This is a genomic window from Shimia sp. MIT910701 (assembly GCF_047126315.1).
Lineage (GTDB): Bacteria > Pseudomonadota > Alphaproteobacteria > Rhodobacterales > Rhodobacteraceae > Shimia.
On the sequence record NZ_CP138953.1, the window covers coordinates 3873537 to 3891103 of the forward strand.

18 protein-coding genes are annotated in these 17567 nt (G+C 60.1%); 8 read left to right on the plus strand and 10 right to left on the minus strand.

The window, feature by feature from the left end:
- Positions 1 to 5: 5 nt before the first annotated feature.
- From SIB38_RS18855 to SIB38_RS18870, 4 genes are all read right to left on the minus strand, one after another.
- Positions 6 to 140, minus strand: coding sequence for an aa3-type cytochrome c oxidase subunit IV (locus tag SIB38_RS18855; RefSeq protein ID WP_294116483.1), 135 nt, complete (start codon positions 138 to 140; stop codon positions 6 to 8).
- A 90-nt stretch (positions 141 to 230) separates the two neighbouring features.
- The gene (locus tag SIB38_RS18860) at positions 231 to 689 is read right to left on the minus strand and encodes a DUF6173 family protein (protein ID WP_294116484.1); all 459 of its coding nucleotides are present in this window, start codon (positions 687 to 689) and stop codon (positions 231 to 233) included.
- A gap of 15 nt (positions 690 to 704) precedes the next feature.
- Positions 705 to 1748, minus strand: coding sequence for an MBL fold metallo-hydrolase (locus SIB38_RS18865; RefSeq protein ID WP_294116485.1), 1044 nt, complete (start codon positions 1746 to 1748; stop codon positions 705 to 707).
- Complete coding sequence (locus SIB38_RS18870; RefSeq protein ID WP_412550808.1) at positions 1748 to 3466, minus strand: acyl-CoA dehydrogenase; 1719 nt, start codon at positions 3464 to 3466, stop codon at positions 1748 to 1750. The genes SIB38_RS18865 and SIB38_RS18870 overlap by 1 nt, the downstream gene beginning before the upstream one ends.
- Positions 3467 to 3581: 115 nt before the next feature.
- Between SIB38_RS18870 and SIB38_RS18875 the strand changes: the two genes are divergently transcribed.
- Positions 3582 to 4529 (plus strand): L-threonylcarbamoyladenylate synthase, encoded by a 948-nt coding sequence (locus SIB38_RS18875; RefSeq protein ID WP_412550809.1) that lies wholly within the window; start codon positions 3582 to 3584, stop codon positions 4527 to 4529.
- Positions 4530 to 4543: 14 nt separating this feature from the next.
- Here the strand turns inward: SIB38_RS18875 and SIB38_RS18880 are convergent, their stop codons facing one another.
- Positions 4544 to 5128 carry a YqgE/AlgH family protein gene (locus SIB38_RS18880; protein ID WP_294116488.1) on the minus strand — a complete coding sequence of 195 codons (585 nt, stop codon included), beginning with the start codon at positions 5126 to 5128 and terminating at the stop codon, positions 4544 to 4546.
- Positions 5129 to 5279: 151 nt separating this feature from the next.
- Between SIB38_RS18880 and SIB38_RS18885 the strand changes: the two genes are divergently transcribed.
- On the plus strand, positions 5280 to 6098 hold the full coding sequence (locus SIB38_RS18885) for a protein-disulfide reductase DsbD domain-containing protein (RefSeq protein ID WP_294116489.1): 819 nt from the start codon (positions 5280 to 5282) through the stop codon (positions 6096 to 6098).
- On the opposite strand, the gene SIB38_RS18890 is transcribed toward SIB38_RS18885, so the two are convergent.
- From SIB38_RS18890 to SIB38_RS18910, 5 genes are all read right to left on the minus strand, one after another.
- Positions 6090 to 9488 carry an efflux RND transporter permease subunit gene (locus SIB38_RS18890; protein ID WP_412550810.1) on the minus strand — a complete coding sequence of 1133 codons (3399 nt, stop codon included), beginning with the start codon at positions 9486 to 9488 and terminating at the stop codon, positions 6090 to 6092. The genes SIB38_RS18885 and SIB38_RS18890 overlap by 9 nt on opposite strands.
- Positions 9489 to 9491: 3 nt before the next feature.
- Positions 9492 to 10946, minus strand: coding sequence for an efflux RND transporter periplasmic adaptor subunit (locus SIB38_RS18895; RefSeq protein WP_294116491.1), 1455 nt, complete (start codon positions 10944 to 10946; stop codon positions 9492 to 9494).
- A 138-nt stretch (positions 10947 to 11084) separates the two neighbouring features.
- Positions 11085 to 11630 (minus strand): molybdenum cofactor biosynthesis protein B, encoded by a 546-nt coding sequence (moaB, locus tag SIB38_RS18900; protein WP_294116493.1) that lies wholly within the window; start codon positions 11628 to 11630, stop codon positions 11085 to 11087.
- 9 nt (positions 11631 to 11639) lie between these two features.
- Complete coding sequence (locus SIB38_RS18905) at positions 11640 to 12245, minus strand: metallophosphoesterase family protein (RefSeq protein WP_294116495.1); 606 nt, start codon at positions 12243 to 12245, stop codon at positions 11640 to 11642.
- Positions 12242 to 13180, minus strand: a complete 939-nt coding sequence (locus SIB38_RS18910; RefSeq protein WP_412550811.1) for a uracil-DNA glycosylase — start codon at positions 13178 to 13180, stop codon at positions 12242 to 12244. The genes SIB38_RS18905 and SIB38_RS18910 overlap by 4 nt, the downstream gene beginning before the upstream one ends.
- Here SIB38_RS18910 and SIB38_RS18915 point away from each other — a divergent pair.
- The 6 genes from SIB38_RS18915 (at position 13160) to plsY (ending at position 17562) form a co-directional block, all read left to right on the plus strand.
- On the plus strand, positions 13160 to 14113 hold the full coding sequence (locus SIB38_RS18915) for an aspartate carbamoyltransferase catalytic subunit (RefSeq protein ID WP_294116497.1): 954 nt from the start codon (positions 13160 to 13162) through the stop codon (positions 14111 to 14113). The two genes, SIB38_RS18910 and SIB38_RS18915, sit on opposite strands and share 21 nt — an antisense overlap.
- Before the next feature lie 172 nt (positions 14114 to 14285).
- Complete coding sequence (locus SIB38_RS18920; protein ID WP_294116499.1) at positions 14286 to 14780, plus strand: hypothetical protein; 495 nt, start codon at positions 14286 to 14288, stop codon at positions 14778 to 14780.
- A complete protein-coding gene (locus SIB38_RS18925; RefSeq protein ID WP_294116501.1) occupies positions 14780 to 15211 on the plus strand; it encodes a hypothetical protein in 432 nt (143 codons plus the stop codon). The genes SIB38_RS18920 and SIB38_RS18925 overlap by 1 nt, the downstream gene beginning before the upstream one ends.
- A gap of 4 nt (positions 15212 to 15215) precedes the next feature.
- A complete protein-coding gene (locus SIB38_RS18930) occupies positions 15216 to 15680 on the plus strand; it encodes a hypothetical protein (RefSeq protein WP_294116503.1) in 465 nt (154 codons plus the stop codon).
- Positions 15677 to 16951, plus strand: a complete 1275-nt coding sequence (gene pyrC, locus SIB38_RS18935; protein WP_294116504.1) for a dihydroorotase — start codon at positions 15677 to 15679, stop codon at positions 16949 to 16951. Before SIB38_RS18930 ends, pyrC begins: the two co-directional genes overlap by 4 nt.
- Positions 16951 to 17562, plus strand: coding sequence for a glycerol-3-phosphate 1-O-acyltransferase PlsY (gene plsY, locus SIB38_RS18940; protein WP_294116505.1), 612 nt, complete (start codon positions 16951 to 16953; stop codon positions 17560 to 17562). The genes pyrC and plsY overlap by 1 nt, the downstream gene beginning before the upstream one ends.
- The last annotated feature ends 5 nt before the right edge of the window (positions 17563 to 17567 follow it).

Consider the following 17567-nt stretch of genomic DNA (forward strand, 5'->3'; position numbering starts at 1 on the left):
CGCGATCAGCTGTTGAACAGCGCCAGGAAAATCAAAACGGCAATCGCGGCAACCGACACGTAGGTGGACCATTTGATAAAGCCTTCAAATGCTTTTTCCTGTGCTTCGATGTTCATCGAGCCGTGCTTGTGTTCTGCCATCTGGGTAATCCTTCCTGTTGCTAGAGCGCTGGATAGCTGATTCATCTGGCCCTGTCACCCACTCAGGTGTCGCAGGGTGGTGCATAGCGTTTAGGCGCTGTCTTTCTTCAGCCCCTCGGCCAATCGGAAACCAATCCGGGAGGGGGCCTCGCCAGTGTCTTTCTGTTTTGGCAAAGCCCGAAGCATGACGTTGAGCTGGCTAACGTGCTGCACCAATTGGGTTTTGATGCCGCTGCTGTCGGTGCCATAAAAGGTCACGATATCTGGATCAAAGAAGCCCATGCCCTCGATGCGCAACACACCCGCTTCGCCGCCGACAAAGCCCATGGCCACTTCGTGCTCGTTATCGAGCTGCTTTTCGAAGTTCTGAATGTAGAGGATCAGGCGTTCATAGGCCCATTCCGCCGCACTTTTCTGTTTCACCGGCTGTTTGGCGATGTCGTCGGGCACCGCAACGGTTTCCGCATCAGGGTCAGAATGCACCTCGTACAAGCGTGGCAAAGCCTCCGCTTCGATGGCTTCCGCGGTGGTTTTGATCTCATCAGTCATAGGTGTTCGCGCCTGTCAGTCTATTCGTTGCCACAGATACGCGCCGTCTTCGCGCGTCGTGCGGCTTGCAGCGCCAACTTGGTAAAGATGGTTGAGATGTGCAAGGGCTTCGACCAAAGCAAGACCGTAAGCCCCCCCATCAATTTGGCGTTTGAACAGCGGAAGGAAGCACTCTGCGGCGGTTTGTGGCGTGTCCAGATGCTCCAACAGGCGCTTGAGTGCACCGTGGTGGTTTTCGATCAGTTGCTTCATCCGCAAAGGCGCACCGGTGAAGGGCAGCTTGTGCCCCCCGAGGATCAGTTGATCGTCCCGGGCATATTGCTTGAGACGTTCGCAGGCTTCGAGCCAGTCGGCAACCGGATCGGCCTCGGGTTCGGTCGCGTAGACGCCAATGTTGGAGCTGATCGAGGGCAGAATTTGATCGCCCGACAGCACAAGGTTGTCATCCTGGGACCAGAAGGTGGCGTGCTCCGGCGCATGGCCGTTGCCGATATGTACGGTCCATCTGCGACCGCCCATCTCGATCACGTCATCCTGCTTGATGCGTTTGAAACCCAGAGGCATCGGCGCGACGACGTCGGCAAAATTGAACGGGCGTTCGCTGGCACGTTGGTTGTAGATTTCCTCGTCCATGCCGCAGGCGCGATAGAAATCCAGCGTTTCCTGACGTGGCACCGCCTGTTCGTCCAGTTGCAGCATGCGCGCAAAGAGCCAAGCCGTACGGGTGGTCCAAAGGCTGGCGCCGTGCTCGGTTTGGAACCAACCGGCGAGGCCAACATGATCGGGGTGGTGGTGGGTGACCACAACGCGCGAGATCGGTTTGCCGCCCAGCGGACCGGCCATCAGGGTTTCCCAGATGGCGCGGCCACGTTTGCTGTCAAAGCCGGTGTCGACAATGGTCCAGCTGTCGCCTTCGTCCAACGCGTAGATGTTGACGTGGTCGAGCTTCATCGGCAACGGCAGGCGCATCCAGAGGACACCAGTGGCCACTTCGATGGCCTCCCCCTCCGCCGGAGGGGTGTCCCATGGGTAGCGAATGCCTGCCGCGCCGTCTTTCATCAGGCTGCGCCCAGATCTTCTGGCGTGATCGCATAGAGGTCATCTGCGCCCTGCATCGCGTGCACCAGCACACCGGCGTGTTCCGGCAGCAGGCGCTGCATGTAGAAACGGGCCAGGCGCGTGCGTGCGCCGTCGCCGCCTTCGGCAATGGCGGCGCGCAGGTGGAAGTAGCCGCCCAGCACGCGAGCAAAGCCGCGCAGGAAGGGCACGGAGCCGGCAAAGCGGTCGTTCATGTTGCCTTGCGCAACCATCCATTCGGTGGCTTCGCGCAGGGTCTCGGTGGCCTGCCACAGCGGCTCGGCCAAATCAGACATGCTCTCGCGGACTTTTTCAGCGCAATCTTCGATTTCATCAAGCAGCGCATAGGCGGCGTCGCCCCCGTCCATCAGCTTGCGGGCCACGAGGTCCATGGATTGGATACCGTTGGTACCCTCATAGATCGCTGTCACGCGCACATCGCGGGAATACTGCGCCGCACCGGTTTCCTCGATGAAGCCCATACCGCCGTGGACTTGCACACCATCTTCAGAGACCTTGATGCCCACATCGGTGCCGAAGGCCTTAGCAATCGGGGTCAGAAAGGCGGCGCGGGCTTTCCAATCCTTGTCACCGGTGGCGGTGCCCATGTCGATCGCCACGGCACAGGCCATTTCGATGGCGCGGGCGGCAAAGATGTCTGCCTTCATACCGGCCAGCATGCGGCGCACGTCAGCGTGGTCCACAATGGTGCCGCCGCCTTCAACCGGAGTGCGGCCCTGTTTGCGCTCCATCGCGTAGTCCAGCGCCTTCTGGTAGGCGCCTTCCGCAGCGCCAACACCCTGACCGCCCACACCCAGACGGGCGTTGTTCATCATGGTGAACATGCATTTCATGCCGTCATGCGCGTCGCCTACGAGCCAGCCTTTGGCGCCATCAAACTGCATCACCGCCGTAGGGGAGCCGTGCAGACCCATTTTGTGCTCCAGACTCACCACTCCCAGAGTGTTGGCCACGCCGGGGTTGCCGTTTTCATCCGGGATGTATTTCGGCACTATGAAGAGGCTGATGCCTTTGGTGCCGGGCACGCCATTGGGCAGACGGGCCAGCACGAGGTGGCAGACGTTGCCGGTGAAGTCGTTGTCGCCCCAGCTGATGTAAATTTTCTGACCTGTCACGGCGTAAGAGCCGTCGCCATTGGGCTCGGCTTTAGAGCGCAATGCACCGACATCGGAGCCTGCGGCAGGCTCGGTCAGGTTCATGGTACCAGCCCATTCACCGGTGATCAGCTTTTCCAGATAGGTGGCTTTGATCTGCTCAGAGGCATGATGCTCTAGCGCTTCGATCTGGCCTTGGGTCATCAGCGGGTTGAGTTGCAGCGACAGGCAACCAGCCGCCATCATCTCATTCACCGCGGTGGTGATGGTGTGGGGCAGACCCATGCCGCCGTATTCCGGCGAGGCGGAAGTGGAAATCCAGCCGCCTTCGGCAATGGCTTTGTAGGCTTCGGCAAAACCTAGAGAGGTGCGCACAACGCCGTTTTCCAGAACCGCCGGGGTCAGATCGCCGTTGCGGTTGATCGGCGCCATGACCTCCTCAACCATCTTGCCCGCTTCCAGCAGGATCGCCTCGGTGGTGTCGCGGTCCGCGTCGGCAAAGCGCTCGGTGGAGGTGACTTTTGCAAAATCCACCACGTGGTCAAAAAGGAACTGAATATCGGTTACTGGGGCGCGAAAGGGCATCGGTCTCTCCGGCAGGCTTGGCATTACTTGCGGCTGCTTGTATGCAGCTTTGGGCCTTACGATAAGGGCCTTGTTGAACCGATCACAGAAAAACGCAGCGTCACAGGAGCGCCCCGTGGACACAGAACCCCTCTCCCCCGACGCCACTGGCTTTGCGCGCGCAGCATCGGTTTTGCAGGGGGGCGGATTGGTGTCTTTCCCGACGGAAACGGTATACGGGCTTGGCGCAGACGCGCGTCAGGACAAAGCTGTAGCGCGGATTTTTGAGGCCAAAAACCGCCCCACTTTCAATCCGTTGATTGTGCACGTGGCGGATGTGGCTGCGACAAAACGCTACGTGCATTGGAATGACATGGCAGACCGTCTGGCCGCCGCCTTCTGGCCCGGGCCGCTCACCCTTGTGCTGCCACTGCGAGATGATTCTGGATTGTCGCTACTTGTGACGGCCAACCTGCCAACCTTGGCGATCCGCGTGCCGGAACACCCGGTGGCGCAAGCTTTGCTGTCCACATTTGACGGGCCAGTGGCCGCACCGTCCGCCAATCCATCGGGCAAAATCAGCCCCACCCGCGCGCAGCATGTGATCAATGGCCTATCCGGTCGGATCGAGGCTGTGGTGGACGGCGGCGACTGTGGGGTTGGCGTGGAAAGCACCATTCTGGGCCTGTTTGACGAGCCCACTTTGTTGCGCCCCGGTGGGTTGCCACAGGAAGCAATTGAAGCCGCTCTGGGACGTCCGGTTGTGATCCGCTCGGAAGCTGATCCGCTTATGGCACCGGGGCAAATGCTGTCTCACTACGCGCCTGGCGCGTCGGTGCGCCTGAACGCGGTCGAGATCGTGAACGGCGAGCGCCTGTTGGGGTTTGGCAAGGTTGATGGAGCGACTTTGAACCTCAGCGCAGCCGGCGATTTGACCGAAGCCGCCGCCAACCTATTCCACCACCTGCACGCGCTGGACGCCGATGGCGATGCGCCTATTGCGGTCTCGCCCATTCCGGACCATGGACTTGGGCGCGCAATCAATGACCGGCTGCGCCGCGCGGCTGCACCCCGGGATACATAAAATAGAAAAAGGACTTACGCGTGTCCTGCCGCGGAGCTGAGCGTTAGCGGATCCACCCCAATGCTCTTAAGCGCCTCGGCCCATTTGTCCGAGTTCTTGGTGTCAAAGACAATCTGATCGGTGGCATCCGCAATCAGCCAACCATTGTCGCTGATCTCGTTTTCCAATTGCCCTGGCCCCCAGCCGCTGTAGCCCAGCAAGGTGAGCGCCTTATGCGGCCCCAAATCCTGCGCCATGTCGTCGAGAATGTCCTGTGTTGTGGTCAGGGCAAAGGTCGCGCCAACTTCGAGATTAGACAGGTCGGATTTGTATTCTGGCGAATGCAGCACAAAGCCACGCCCGGTTTCAACTGGGCCGCCAAAATGCAGAGAAGAGGCCGACTCAGGGGATTTGGGTTTGATCGAGAGCTGCTCAAACAAATCCGAAAGCTTCACGCCATCAATCGCCTTGTTCACGATCAACCCCATGGCGCCATCTGACGAATGTGCACAGAGGAACACCACCGAATGGGCAAAACGCGGGTCACTCATGCCAGGCATGGCGATGAGCAGCTGTCCGGTTAAATCCATTTGTGTGTCAGTGTCTTGTGTCGTGTCCAAGGGGACCTCATACGTTGAATGTCGACGTCTTCTTTCAACATGTGTTTCCCAGAGAGTAGACGCAAGAGGTAAGCAAACTGTTTCAATCGCTCTCGGTTTTCTGATCGGATTGTGAGTTGGATTTTAACCCGGTTTGGCCCATGTGTGGGGCATGAAGACACACTCCCTCCTCCCCTCGCTGGCGCTAGCCGCGCTGATCGCCCCTGCCCTTTTGCCTGCAAGTGCATCTGCGCAATCCTTTGATCAGGTGGTGCAGGCCGAGGTTTTGCCCGGCTGGCGCGACGCGGAGGGCAACCATATGGCGGCGGTGAAGATCACCCTGAACCCCGGCTGGAAGACCTATTGGCGCGCGCCGGGGGACGCGGGCATTCCACCGCAGATCACCTGGAGCGGATCGCGCAATATGGGCAGCGTGGCGCTGGAGTGGCCTACACCGGAAGTGTTTAACCAAAACGGCATGCGCTCGATTGGCTACAGTGATGAACTTGTGTTGCCGGTGCGGATTGCGCCGAAAGATGCAGGCAAGCCGGTGCGGTTGAAAGCCACGTTGGATATAGGTGTTTGCCGCGATATCTGTGTGCCGCAACGCCTAAAAGTGAAAGCAGAGCTGCCGCCCAGTGGCGCGCGCGATGCGGAGATTACAGCGGCGCTGGTGGATCAGCCGTTAACGGCACGCGAAGCCGGCGTCGGCAAAGTGACTTGCAAACTGTCGCCAACCTCAAACGGTGTGGCGCTAAAGGCGACCATTCACATGCCCAGCGCTGGCGGTTCTGAAGTGGCGGTGGTGGAAACCGCCGATCCCCATGTCTGGGTGGCGGAAGGCACCACCAAACGCCAGGGCGGCGCATTGGTGACCGAAACCGAGATGATGCATGTGGACGCCAGTTCTTTCATGGTGAACCGCGCCGATCTGCGGTTCACCGTGCTGGGTGCCAACCATGCGGTGGATATTATTGGCTGCTCAGGCTGATGCTGATTTGTTGCGTCCGCGCAGCATCATCCAGGCGACGCCGACCAAATAGCCTCCGAACGAAATTAACCATGCCCCGACGAGGAACAGCAACAGCGCTGGGAAAGTGCTGTTGAAGGTTTCCGTGGGCAGGCCAGCTTGCGCCAGAAGCGGATGAATCTCACCGTTCAGCAACACCCAGCCGAAAGTTGCCACCAGCCATGCAGCGATAACTGTTGCACACAAGAGCACGCCAGCGCGTATGCCTTTGGCACGGGGGGCGCGGCGCAGGGCCTGCATCTGGCGGGTGACATCATACTGGATCGCCACCAAAGCCGGCACCACCAGAAGCACAAGCAACATGCCAAAACCCAACCCGTAGACCAGTGTGATCACGGTAGGTTTGAGAAACTGCGCCTGCGCGCTGCGTTCAAACAGCAGAGGAGCAAGGCCCAACACGGTGGTGGCCGTGGTTAGGAACACTGGGCGCAATCGGTCGGCGGCGCCGTCAATGATCGAAGGGATCACCCCGCGGTCTTTGGCGTAGTCGTCAATTGTGGTGATCAGCACGATGCTGTCGTTGATGATGATGCCGGTCATGCCCAGCAGGCCAACAACCGTGAACATCGACAGCGGCACGTTGTGCCACCAATGGCCATAGATCGTACCGACCAGACCAAAGGGAATGATCGCCATAACCACCATAGGGCGGGTCCAGCTTGAGAACACCCAGGCCAGCACCAGATAGATGCCGGCAAGACAAAGGATCAGTCCTGAGCGGGCGTCATTGAGGAACTCGTCTTCCTGCTCCGCCAAGCCTGCGAGTCGCCATTCGACCTGCTTTTCGCTGGCAATGGTCGGTAGAATGTCGCTGCGCAGCTGTTCCAGGATGGCTTCGGCGCGGGCCGGGTCATCCTCAGAGATATCGCCGGTCACAGAGATCAGGCGCACGCCGTTTTCACGGCGCACGGTGGAGAAGCCGGTGCGACTTTGCACGGTCACAACATCTGCGAGCGGCACGTAAGCCCCGTTTGGGGTGCGCATCAGGCTGCCTTCTAGGAAGTCTGCGGTGAGTTCCCCTTCGGGCAGCTCAATGCGGATCGCGGCGCTGCGGGGGCCGTCGGGATAGGTGGCAGCTTCGATGCCGTTGAGGCGATGGCGCAAGACCTTACCTAGGGCGTCAATGGAAAAGCCCAGCGCGCGACCTTGCGGGGTCAGCTCTAGGATCAGCTCTTCTTTGTCGTAACTGAGGTTGTCCTCGACGGCGGAGACCTCACCAAACTCTTCCAGCGCGGTTTTTAAGGCTTCGCTGGCGGATTTGAGCGTTTCGCTGTCAGCGCCGGAGAACTGTACGTCCAGCGCATCACCGCCGGGACCGGAGCGCCAGCCTCGGAAGCTGATGGTTTCCACCAAGGGGTGGCGCGCGACACGGTCTTGCAGCTCGCCGACGAAGGCAAAGCTGGAATAGGGGCGCAGGTCGGCATCGATGAGTTCAATGGCAATGCTGCCCAGCAGATCAGGATCAAGGCTCTCTGAGCCGGGAATGGAGCGGCCGGAGTTACCGCCTATCTCCGCAATGACATAGTCCATAGGGTTGGTACCAAACCGCTCCTCGTAGTCTTTGCCCAATTCTTCTGTGGCCCGTTGCATCTCTTTCATCATCGCCAGGCTGTCGGCGCGAGAGGCGCTTGGCAGCATGGCGAAGTTACCGGTCACCGAGCCGCGTTCCGGCGCGTTGAAAAAGCGCCATTTTACGTCACCGCCTATGAACAGCGCCGCTTGCGTGGCCAGAGCAACCACGGCCACCGCCATGACAGGATACCGTGCCCAGATCACAAAGCGCATGAAGGGGCGGAACAGAGTTTCGCGCACCCAGCGGAAGCCGCGGTTCACCACGCGGGAGGGCACATCGTACCAATGCTCTTTGGCGGAGTTTTTAATGGCATGTGCCATGTGGTGTGGCAGGATCAGGAAGCATTCGACCAGAGACGCCATCAGCACCACAATCACTGTGAACGGGATGTCCGCAATCAGATCGCCAAAGCGACCGCCAATAAAGGTTAGGCCAAAGAAGGCAATCACGGTGGTGATGGTGGAGGAAAACACCGGCAGCGACATGCGTTTGGCGGCGTTTTCGGCCGCTACAAATGGTGTCTCATTGAGGCGGCGCGCGCGGGCGTCGGCGTGTTCTCCCACCACAATTGCATCGTCGACCACAATACCGAGTGTGATGATCAGGCCAAACAGCGAGATCATATTGATCGTGAGCCCGGCCGCATACATCAGAGCTACGGCGGCAAACATCGCCGTTGGAATACCAGCGGCCACCCAGAAGGCCGTGCGGGCATTCAGGAACAAGAACAACAGCACGATCACCAGAGCCAGCCCCATCAGACCGTTGTCAATCAACAGGTTCAAACGTCCGGTAATCGCCTCTGAGCGGGTGCGGATCAGCTCGATTTTCACGCCTTGCGGCAAGGTCGCCTGCATCTCGGCTGCAACATCTTCAACCACCGCCTGCATCGCAATGGCATCCCCGGCCTCTGTCCGATCTACACGAACTGAAATTGCTGGATCTTCGCCAACAAAATAGGTGCGGTTGCGATCCACGCCCTCAACGCGCAGAGTGGCCACGTCGTCCACGGTCAGTTTGGTGCCATCGGAATTGGAGCGCAGCACAATGCCGGCGATCTCATCCGGGGCGCGTTTTTCCACCCCTGTGCGCACACGAGCAAAGGCCCCCGTTACGTCGCCAGCCGGGTCTGCGTTGACCTCTTGCGCCACGGCCTGCGCGATTTGCTCCATGGAGATGTCGTGGGTGATCAGATCCACAGAGGATACTTCGACAATGGTCTGCCGTTCAGCCAAGCCGCGAATGGTGGTGCGGGTGACACCCTCGGTATAAAGCCGCGCGACAAATTCATCGGCAAATCGCGCGATCTGATCAATGTCCACAGGACCGGTGATGACCACATCGGTGACACGATCACGCCAAGCGCCGCGCCGGACCGTTGGGTCTTCAGCTTCAGTTGGCAAGGTGTTTACCGCGTCCACGGCAACTTGGACGTCATCGGTCGCGCGGGCCATATCCCAGCCGGGCTCAAAATCCAGCGTGATGCGGGCGCTGCCCTCGGTGGAGCGCGAGGCGGTGCTCTCCACACCTTCCACAGCAAGCAGGGCAGGCTCCATCACCTGTACAATCGCCGCATCGACATCTTCGGCCCCTGCCCCCTCCCAGACAACCGAAACTGTCACTTTGTCAACAATCACATCCGGAAAGAACTGCGCCCGCATGCGTGGCATAGCGGCGATTCCCGCCAATATCAGCACCACCAAAAGCAGGTTGGCGGCGGTGGCGTGGCGGGTGAAGTAGCTCAGAATGCCGCTGGCGCGGTCGCCGATTTCCCGCATGGCTTAGCCCCCCATCCGGCTGCGCAGGCGTTCCACCATACGCGCGGGCACTTCCGGTTGGCTGAGCGCCTGCAACATGCGTTTTTTGGCGTCTGACGGAATGCGCCCATTGGCCTCAATTGCGGCGACAAACTTGGCGCGCTCCTCCTCACTCAAGGCGACCATGGCTGGGGCGTCGGGGATTTTTTCCTCACCGGTCAGGGGCTTCACCGCGATGCCTTCACCCAAAAGCGGTGTGCGACGCGACACCACCTGTTGCCCTGCCAAACCACGTCCGCGCACCAACACGTCGTCGCCTTGCCGGCGCACAAGGCGGACTTTTTGGGTGGTCAAGCGGTTGCCTTCGCCCACAACCAGCACCTCATGGGCGGCGTTGATCGCGGTGGCAGGCAAACGCACAACGTCTTCCAACTCGGGTTCGCGTACGCGCACGGTGACAAAATCGCCGGGCTTCAGGCCGCGCGGGCCATCAAGGCGGGCATAAAGTACGCGCCCGGTTTGGCCTTCGCCCACGGCGGCGGCATCGCGGGTAATCACACCAGTTGCCGTCAGGTCTGCACCCAGTACATCCATAGCCACTTTGACTTCCGCGCGTTGCAGGTTGTTGGCGTCATCCAAAAGCCGTGCGTATTGCGTGGTGGACACACGGAAAGCCACTTCCAGAGCTTGTGCATCGATCAAAGTCGCAAGGCGTTCGTTCATAGAGACCAAACCGCCCTGCACGATGTTGACCTCCGACAGCGTGCCGGAGAAATCCGCGGTGATGATGGTGTCGTCGAGGTCTTTCTGCGCCTCGGCCAGCAGGATCTTGGTGCGGTCCAGGCGGGTTTTGGCCTGATCCACGCGGGCCTCAGCCTGTGCCAAAGCACGGCGGTTGGACAAGACAGACTGACGCGCGGCGGCTTGCGCCAGCTCAGCCACTTCGACAGCAGCCGCGGTGCCCACGCCACGCTCTTGTAGGTCGATCTGGCGATCAAAGGCTTTTTGGCGCAAACCCAACTGCGCCTCGGCGGATTTCAGTTCGTCCTGCGCCAAGATCAGCGTGCGGTCCGCGTCGCGCTGTTCCGCTTCTGCGTCCAGAAGGTCCGCAGCGATGCGGTCCAAGGCATAGCGGGCCTTGGTGGGGTCAATTTTGGCGAGCACTTCGCCCGCTGAGACATTGGCACCGTCCTCAAAATTCTCGGATAGGAAAATCACCGTGCCTGCGGCAGCGGCGCGGACTTCCAAAGAGCGGCGGCTTTGCACCTCACCAAAGGCGACCAATTCCGGTGTCTCTGCGCCGGGCTGTGCGGTTTTTACATTGACCGTAAAGACACGCTCGCGCGCAGGCGGACCTTTGCTGTCGCGGGCCATACGCTCTTCGACAGCGTTAAAAACAAGGCTGCCCGCATAAAGGATCAAAGCCACTGTAGCGGAGAGCAAAAACAGCCCCGTCAGACTTTGCCGCAAAAATCTCATCTGCCTCGCCTCCCAGCGTCGGTGGTATGGTCCATGATGCGCTTGCCCGGGTCAAAAGCCAAGGCACGCATAGGTGATACGGACAGGTGCAAACGTTCCGTCACATTTTCTGTCAAAAAGTTTGGCGGAGGCCTGAAATTACTTGGACCGCTTCAAGTGCTCGTCCAGCCGCGGCATGATTTCCACAAAGTTGCAGGGCATGTGGCGGTAGTCGAGCTGGTACTTCAGGATTTCGTCCCAAGCGTCTTTGCAGGCACCCGGGCTGCCGGGCAGCGCGAAGAGATAAGTGCCGTTGGACACGCCGCCGGTGGCGCGGGATTGCACAGCGGAGGTGCCGATTTTCTGCATCGACACCATGGTAAAAACAGTGCCAAAGGCCTCGATTTCTTTTTCATAAACGTCGCGGTGCGCCTCCACAGTGACGTCACGCCCGGTGAGGCCGGTGCCGCCAGTGGAGATGATCACGTCGATGGCCTCATCCGCGCACCATGCGCGGAGTTGGTCGGCAATTTCGGCGCGTTCGTCTTTGATGATTGTGCGGTCGGCCAGAACGTGCCCCGCCTCTTCCAGCCGAGCCACCAGTGTGTCGCCAGATCGGTCTTGGCTGAGGTCGCGGCTGTCACTCACTGTCAGGATGGCGATCTTCACGGGGATGAAGGTTTTGCTTTCGTCGATGCGGCCCATGGCGGTCTCCTAGGCGGATGGCTCTATGTCAAACCACGTGCCGGTGGGTCCGAGGTTCACAACTTTGGACGGGCCAACCTGCGACGACTGGCCCCAACAATCGTGGATATGACCACATAGGACCAAGGGCGGCGCAATGCGCTCTATTGCCTCAAGCACTGCGGTGGAGCCAAGTGAGAGGCCGGTGGAGGTCACATCAACATGGCCCTTGGGTGGCGAGTGGCTGATCAGGATGTCGGCGGTTTCGCAGGCGGTGAGCATGTTGGCGGCGGTTTGCTCGTCGAGGTCGCAGGACCAGTCTTTGAAGGGCGTGACAGGCACGGCATAGCCGAGGCCAAAGATATTGAGGCCCTCGAAGGTATTCGCCTCACCGTGAAGGACCGTGGCGTTGCTGGGCGCAGCGGCGCGCAATTCGTCTTCGCTTTCGTTGTTGCCCGGCACCATGAGGATCGGCGCGGTGATGCCCGCGATCAGGTCTAAGGCTCCGGGCAAGTCTATGCGGTGGTTTGTAAAATCCCCTGCCGCAATCACCAGATCTGCGTCCTGGCTCATCTCAACAAGGCGACGGGCCGCAGGGGCAGCACGGTGCAGGTCGGAGAAGGCGAGAATCTTCATGGGGTCGCGTCCAGTTTGGCTTTCAGGCTCAATAGGTCGGCCCATGCTTCACGTTTTAGAGCCGGACGGCGCAACAGGTCCGAGGGGCTCATCATCGGCAGCACCGGTTTGTTAAAGTATGTCTGCCACTCGCCACGGGCCCGGTTGATGCCACGCTTGCCGGTGGCGCACTCCAAGGCGGCGTTGCCCATCACCACAATATAGTCGGGCGCGACCAGTTGCACATGGCGCTCCACAAAGGGACGCATCATGGCCAAAACGGCTGGCGGCACTTCGCCCCCCCGTTGCGCCCGCCAGGGCACAACCGGCACGATGTAGACGGCGTCTTTGCTCAGCGGCACATCGCGGCCCATGTCCAGCGCGGCAAACATATTGTCAAACAAAGTGCCAGCGCGGCCCATGTAGGGTTTGCCTGCGCGATCCTCATCCCGATCCGGCGCGTCCCCAAGCACCATAACGCGCGCGGCGGGATTGCCATCAGCAAAGACCATTTTGCGCGCGCCGCGTTTGAGGGTGCAATGTTCAAACTGCGCCAAGGCTTGTTCCAGCGCAGCAAGATCCCCTGCGGCTTTTGCGGCCTTTTCAGCCTCCGCCACCGGATCGATCGCGGGCTTACGAACCGGTGCGGCAGGCGCCTCCGGCATGGCCGCAGCGGCTTTTTTCTTGGGGTCTTCTTTGGGGACTTCGTAGCGGTCCAGAGGCGCGTCCAGAATGGCTTCGGTGGCGCCAAGTTCCACATGCCATTCCAGCAAGGCGCGCGCCGTATGATAGTCCAATGCCGATTCCATAGCCGCAGAGTAGACCGGCTGATCGACAGACAAAAGGGCGCATAGTCTTCGATCCCGACGACGGGTGCTTGCCCCGCCTTCTCCGCCTTCATATAAGCAGGCCAATCTCGGCAAAAGGAGCAGCACATGCGCTTTGATCACAAGCATCTTTTGGGGATCGAGCCTTTGCGGCCCGAAGAGATCACCACCGTGCTGGACCTCGCGGATCAATACGTCGATCAGAACCGCCGCGCGCAGAAGCATTCCGATGCGCTGGCCGGTCTCACGCAGATCAACATGTTCTTTGAGAACTCCACCCGCACACAGGCGAGTTTTGAGATCGCGGGCAAACGTTTGGGCGCCGATGTGATGAACATGGCGATGCAGGCGAGTTCGATCAAAAAGGGCGAGACGCTGATTGATACGGCGATGACGCTCAACGCGATGCATCCTGACCTGTTGGTCGTGCGTCACCCCCATTCCGGTGCGGTGGACCTGCTGGCGCAGAAAGTGAATTGCGCCGTGCTGAACGCCGGAGATGGTCGACATGAGCACCCAACACAGGCGTTGCTTGATGCCCTGACCATTCGCCGCGCCAAAGGCCGGTTGCACCGCCTGAACATCGCGATCTGTGGCGACATTGCGCACAGCCGTGTGGCGCGCTCCAACCTGATCCTGCTCGGCAAGATGGAAAACCGCGTGCGCCTGATCGGGCCGCCGACATTGGTGCCCGGCAATTTCGCAGAGTTCGGTGCGGAGATTTATGAAGACATGGAAGAAGGTCTCAAGGATGTGGACGTGGTGATGATGCTGCGCCTTCAGAAAGAGCGTATGGACGGCGGGTTTATTCCGTCGGAGCGCGAGTATTATCACCGCTATGGTCTGGACGCCGCCAAGCTGGCCCATGCCAAAGACGATGCGATTGTGATGCACCCCGGCCCGATGAACCGCGGCGTGGAGATCGATGGCGAGATTGCCGACGACATCAACCGCTCGGTCATTCAGGAGCAGGTGGAAATGGGCGTGGCCGTGCGTATGGCGGCGATGGACCTGTTGGCGCGCAACCTGCGTGCCTCCCGCCAGACAGAGGTGATGGCATGAGCGAAGATCCCAAAGACCCGCGCATGTCCGGCATGGTCGCCACCGTGGCGCTATTGGTGATGTTTGCCTTTGTCGGCCTGATGATCTGGATCGGGGGCTAAGGCACGTGCAGGTCTCCTCTTCAGAACGTGGCTTGGTGAGGCTGTTTGCCGTTGATCTGCCGTCTGAGGACATGGACACATTTCGTGCACAGAAGACTGGCGCAGATGGCGCGCTGCTGTCCTGGCCTTTGAAGGAGGCGCTTGGTTTCACCTATCTGGATGAAGACTTCATCGAGCTGTTCCCGGTGAGCGACCTCGAAGAGCTTGGCCTGACCGGCTACATGGTCGAAGGCCTTGGCATTGCCCAAAAGGACGTGGACGAAGACGCCGCGCGCTTGGCGGCGCAAAAGGGCTGGGTGCTGGTTGTGCTGTCGGCGGCCTTTGATGGCGTGGCGCAGACATTGTCCCCCAAAGCGCCGCTGCGCTGGATTGGCACCTACAAAGAAGATGGCGCGCCGGTGCATTTTGAACCGCTGCCGGATGCAAGCGCCAAAGGCGCGGCCCCGACCGGTGGGGAAACGCCACCCGCCCCGTCCTCCAACCCACATATGACACTTTTGCTGGCCCTCGTGGCCCTGCCCCTTGTTGCGCTTGTACTGGGCGTGCTGCTGTTCTGGATTTTGTGATGCCTGATCTTTTGACACCCACCGCAGAGCTTTTGGACGGCGAGACCGTGATGCAGAGCTTTCAAGGCGAACGCAGCAGCTATGTGCGCACCAACGCCTGGATCGCCGCCGGAGCCATGGCCGCCGGCATGGGCATCTTGTGGGCCGTGGGCAACCCTTATGTCTGGACCGGTGCCGTTGGAGGCTTGGCCGCGGTTGTGGTGCGCGCGGGCTACCTGATGTCTGATGAATTGGCCGTGCGCTGGGATTTGACCAACCAACGGCTGCTTGGCCGCGGCGGGCGGGCGATTGCGCTCACCAACATTGCCGAGCTGAACAAATTGGGCAGCTTTGTCCAGGTGGTCACGAAAAACGGCGACAAGCACCTGATCAAATACCAAGCGGACCCGCAGGCCACCATGGCCGCGATTGAGCGCGTGAAAGGTGCATAACGTCATGAACGACGATTTGTATGGATACGAATTGGAAGATGGGGAAAGCATCGTCTTTGCTCAAAACCAAAGCTACAACATACGACCGGCTTACGTGCTTTACGCAATTATGTGTGTCGCATGCCTGCTCTACTATTTCTTTGTGGTCGATCTGTTGCCAGAAAACATGCTCGACAGATCTGCGCTTCACATTTTGACATTTTTGATAATTGCGCTCGGGATCACCCCTCTTGCGACACGCCTTCATAGAAAGCTCACACAAGGTGTTTTTGAACGGCCCGTTGTCGTGACAAACCGGAGAACACTGCTCCCAAATGGTGATCGACTGACGCATCAGGCAGTAACCGAAGTCACGGCAAGCTATGACACCCTTAAGGTGAAAGGCTCCAAGTTGGCAGACGGGCTCAAAATTACTGGATTGCCCAACCCTCAAACCCTCAAAACCGCCATCGAAAGGCACCTACAATGAGCACGCTCTTCACAAACGCCCGTTTGATTGATCCGGCCAAGGACAGCGACGCCCTTGGGTGGGTCTTGGTGGCCGATGACGTCATTGCAGAGGTGGGCTATGAGGCCGCGCCACAGGCAGATGAGGTTGTCGATTGCGGTGGCAAATGTCTGGCGCCGGGGATTGTGGATATTGGCGTGAAGGTCTGTGAGCCAGGGGAGCGCCACAAGGAAAGCTACAAATCCGCTGGCGCAGCGGCGGCGGCGGGTGGTGTGACCACCATGGTCACGCGTCCCGACACGCTCCCGGCGATCGACACGCCGGAGGTGCTGGAGTTTGTCGAACGCCGCGCCAATGAGGCCGCTCCGGTGAATGTGCTGCCGATGGCGGCGTTGACCAAAGGCCGCGACGGCAAAGAGATGACGGAGATCGGCTTCTTGTTGGATGCGGGCGCGGTGGCCTTCACCGACTGCGACAACGTGGTGACCGACCCCAAGGTGCTGTCCCGCGCGTTGAGCTATGCGCGCTCTTGTGGCGCGTTGGTGATTGCGCATCCGCAGGACCCGGGCCTGTCCAAAGGCGCGGCGGCCACGGCGGGCAAGTTTGCAGCGCTGCGCGGTTTGCCAGCGGTGTCGCCGATGGCAGAGCGTATGGGGCTGGACCGAGACATGGCGCTGGTGGAGATGACCGGCGCAAAGTACCACGCCGATCAGATCACTGCCGCCCGGGCCCTGCCCGCTTTGGAGCGCGCCAAGAAGAACGGGCTGGACGTGACGGCGGGCACGTCGATCCACCATCTGACACTGAACGAGTTGGACGTGGCGGACTATCGCACGTTTTTTAAAATCAAGCCGCCGCTGCGGGCGGAAGAGGATCGATTGGCGCTGATCGACGCGGTGAAATCCGGGTTGATTGACACAATTTCCTCGATGCACACGCCGCAGGACGAAGAGAGCAAGCGCCTGCCGTTTGAGGAAGCAGCCTCTGGTGCAGTGGGGCTGGAAACCCTGCTGCCAGCGGCACTACGGCTCTATCACAACGGCAGCCTGACGCTGCCGGAACTGTTCCGCGCCATGGCGCTGAACCCGGCCAAACGTCTGGGGCTCAACAGTGGCCGGTTGGAAGCGGGGGCGCCTGCGGATCTGGTGCTGTTTGACGCGGATGCGCCGTTTGTGCTCGACCGGTTTAAGCTGAAGTCCAAATCCAAAAACACGCCGTTTGACGGCGCCCGCCTGCAGGGTAAGGTGCTGGCAACTTACGTGGCCGGTGCGGCCGTATACCGGAGAGATTGATGCCCGTCTTGGAAACTGCGTTGCCTGCCCTGCTGCTCTGGGCGGTTGTTGGCTATGTGCTGGGGTCGATCCCCTTTGGCATGGTTTTGTCCAAGGTCATGGGGCTGGGCAATCTGCGCGAGATTGGATCAGGTAACATTGGCGCCACCAACGTGTTGCGCACTGGCAGCAAGAAGGCGGCGGCGCTGACCCTGATCCTAGATGGCGGCAAAGGAGCGGTGGCCGTGCTGATCGCGCGGGCCATGGCTGGCGAAGACGCGGCGCAGGTGGCGGGGCTGATGGCCTTCCTGGGCCACTGCTATCCGGTGTGGTTGAAGTTCAAAGGCGGCAAAGGGGTTGCGACCTTCCTCGGCCTGATGTTGGCTTTGGCGTGGCCTGTTGGCATTGCCTGCTGTCTCACTTGGCTGGCGACCGCTGCGGTGAGCCGGATTTCATCGCTCTCCGCTTTGGTGGCGGCGGCCTCCAGCGCCGTCTGGATGCTGATTTTAGGCTATGGCAGCGCAGTCGTTCTGGCGATCCTGCTAGCGGTGATTGTTTTTGCCCGCCATCATGAGAACATCGCCCGTCTGCGGGCTGGCACCGAGCCGAAGATCGGTGCCAAGAAAGGCTAAGCGTT

Coding starts and splice junctions, on each gene's coding strand:
- plsY (WP_294116505.1), top strand. CDS start 16,951: ATGCCCGTCTTGGAAACTGCGTTGCCTGCCCTGCTGCTCTGGGCGGTT.
- SIB38_RS18885 (WP_294116489.1), top strand. CDS start 5,280: ATGAAGACACACTCCCTCCTCCCCTCGCTGGCGCTAGCCGCGCTGATC.
- SIB38_RS18930 (WP_294116503.1), top strand. CDS start 15,216: ATGAACGACGATTTGTATGGATACGAATTGGAAGATGGGGAAAGCATC.
- SIB38_RS18925 (WP_294116501.1), top strand. CDS start 14,780: ATGCCTGATCTTTTGACACCCACCGCAGAGCTTTTGGACGGCGAGACC.
- SIB38_RS18860 (WP_294116484.1), bottom strand. CDS start 689: ATGACTGATGAGATCAAAACCACCGCGGAAGCCATCGAAGCGGAGGCT.
- SIB38_RS18870 (WP_412550808.1), bottom strand. CDS start 3,466: ATGCCCTTTCGCGCCCCAGTAACCGATATTCAGTTCCTTTTTGACCAC.
- SIB38_RS18915 (WP_294116497.1), top strand. CDS start 13,160: ATGCGCTTTGATCACAAGCATCTTTTGGGGATCGAGCCTTTGCGGCCC.
- SIB38_RS18905 (WP_294116495.1), bottom strand. CDS start 12,245: ATGAAGATTCTCGCCTTCTCCGACCTGCACCGTGCTGCCCCTGCGGCC.
- SIB38_RS18910 (WP_412550811.1), bottom strand. CDS start 13,180: ATGCTTGTGATCAAAGCGCATGTGCTGCTCCTTTTGCCGAGATTGGCC.
- pyrC (WP_294116504.1), top strand. CDS start 15,677: ATGAGCACGCTCTTCACAAACGCCCGTTTGATTGATCCGGCCAAGGAC.
- SIB38_RS18855 (WP_294116483.1), bottom strand. CDS start 140: ATGGCAGAACACAAGCACGGCTCGATGAACATCGAAGCACAGGAAAAA.
- SIB38_RS18895 (WP_294116491.1), bottom strand. CDS start 10,946: ATGAGATTTTTGCGGCAAAGTCTGACGGGGCTGTTTTTGCTCTCCGCT.
- SIB38_RS18890 (WP_412550810.1), bottom strand. CDS start 9,488: ATGCGGGAAATCGGCGACCGCGCCAGCGGCATTCTGAGCTACTTCACC.
- moaB (WP_294116493.1), bottom strand. CDS start 11,630: ATGGGCCGCATCGACGAAAGCAAAACCTTCATCCCCGTGAAGATCGCC.
- SIB38_RS18865 (WP_294116485.1), bottom strand. CDS start 1,748: ATGAAAGACGGCGCGGCAGGCATTCGCTACCCATGGGACACCCCTCCG.
- SIB38_RS18920 (WP_294116499.1), top strand. CDS start 14,286: ATGGACACATTTCGTGCACAGAAGACTGGCGCAGATGGCGCGCTGCTG.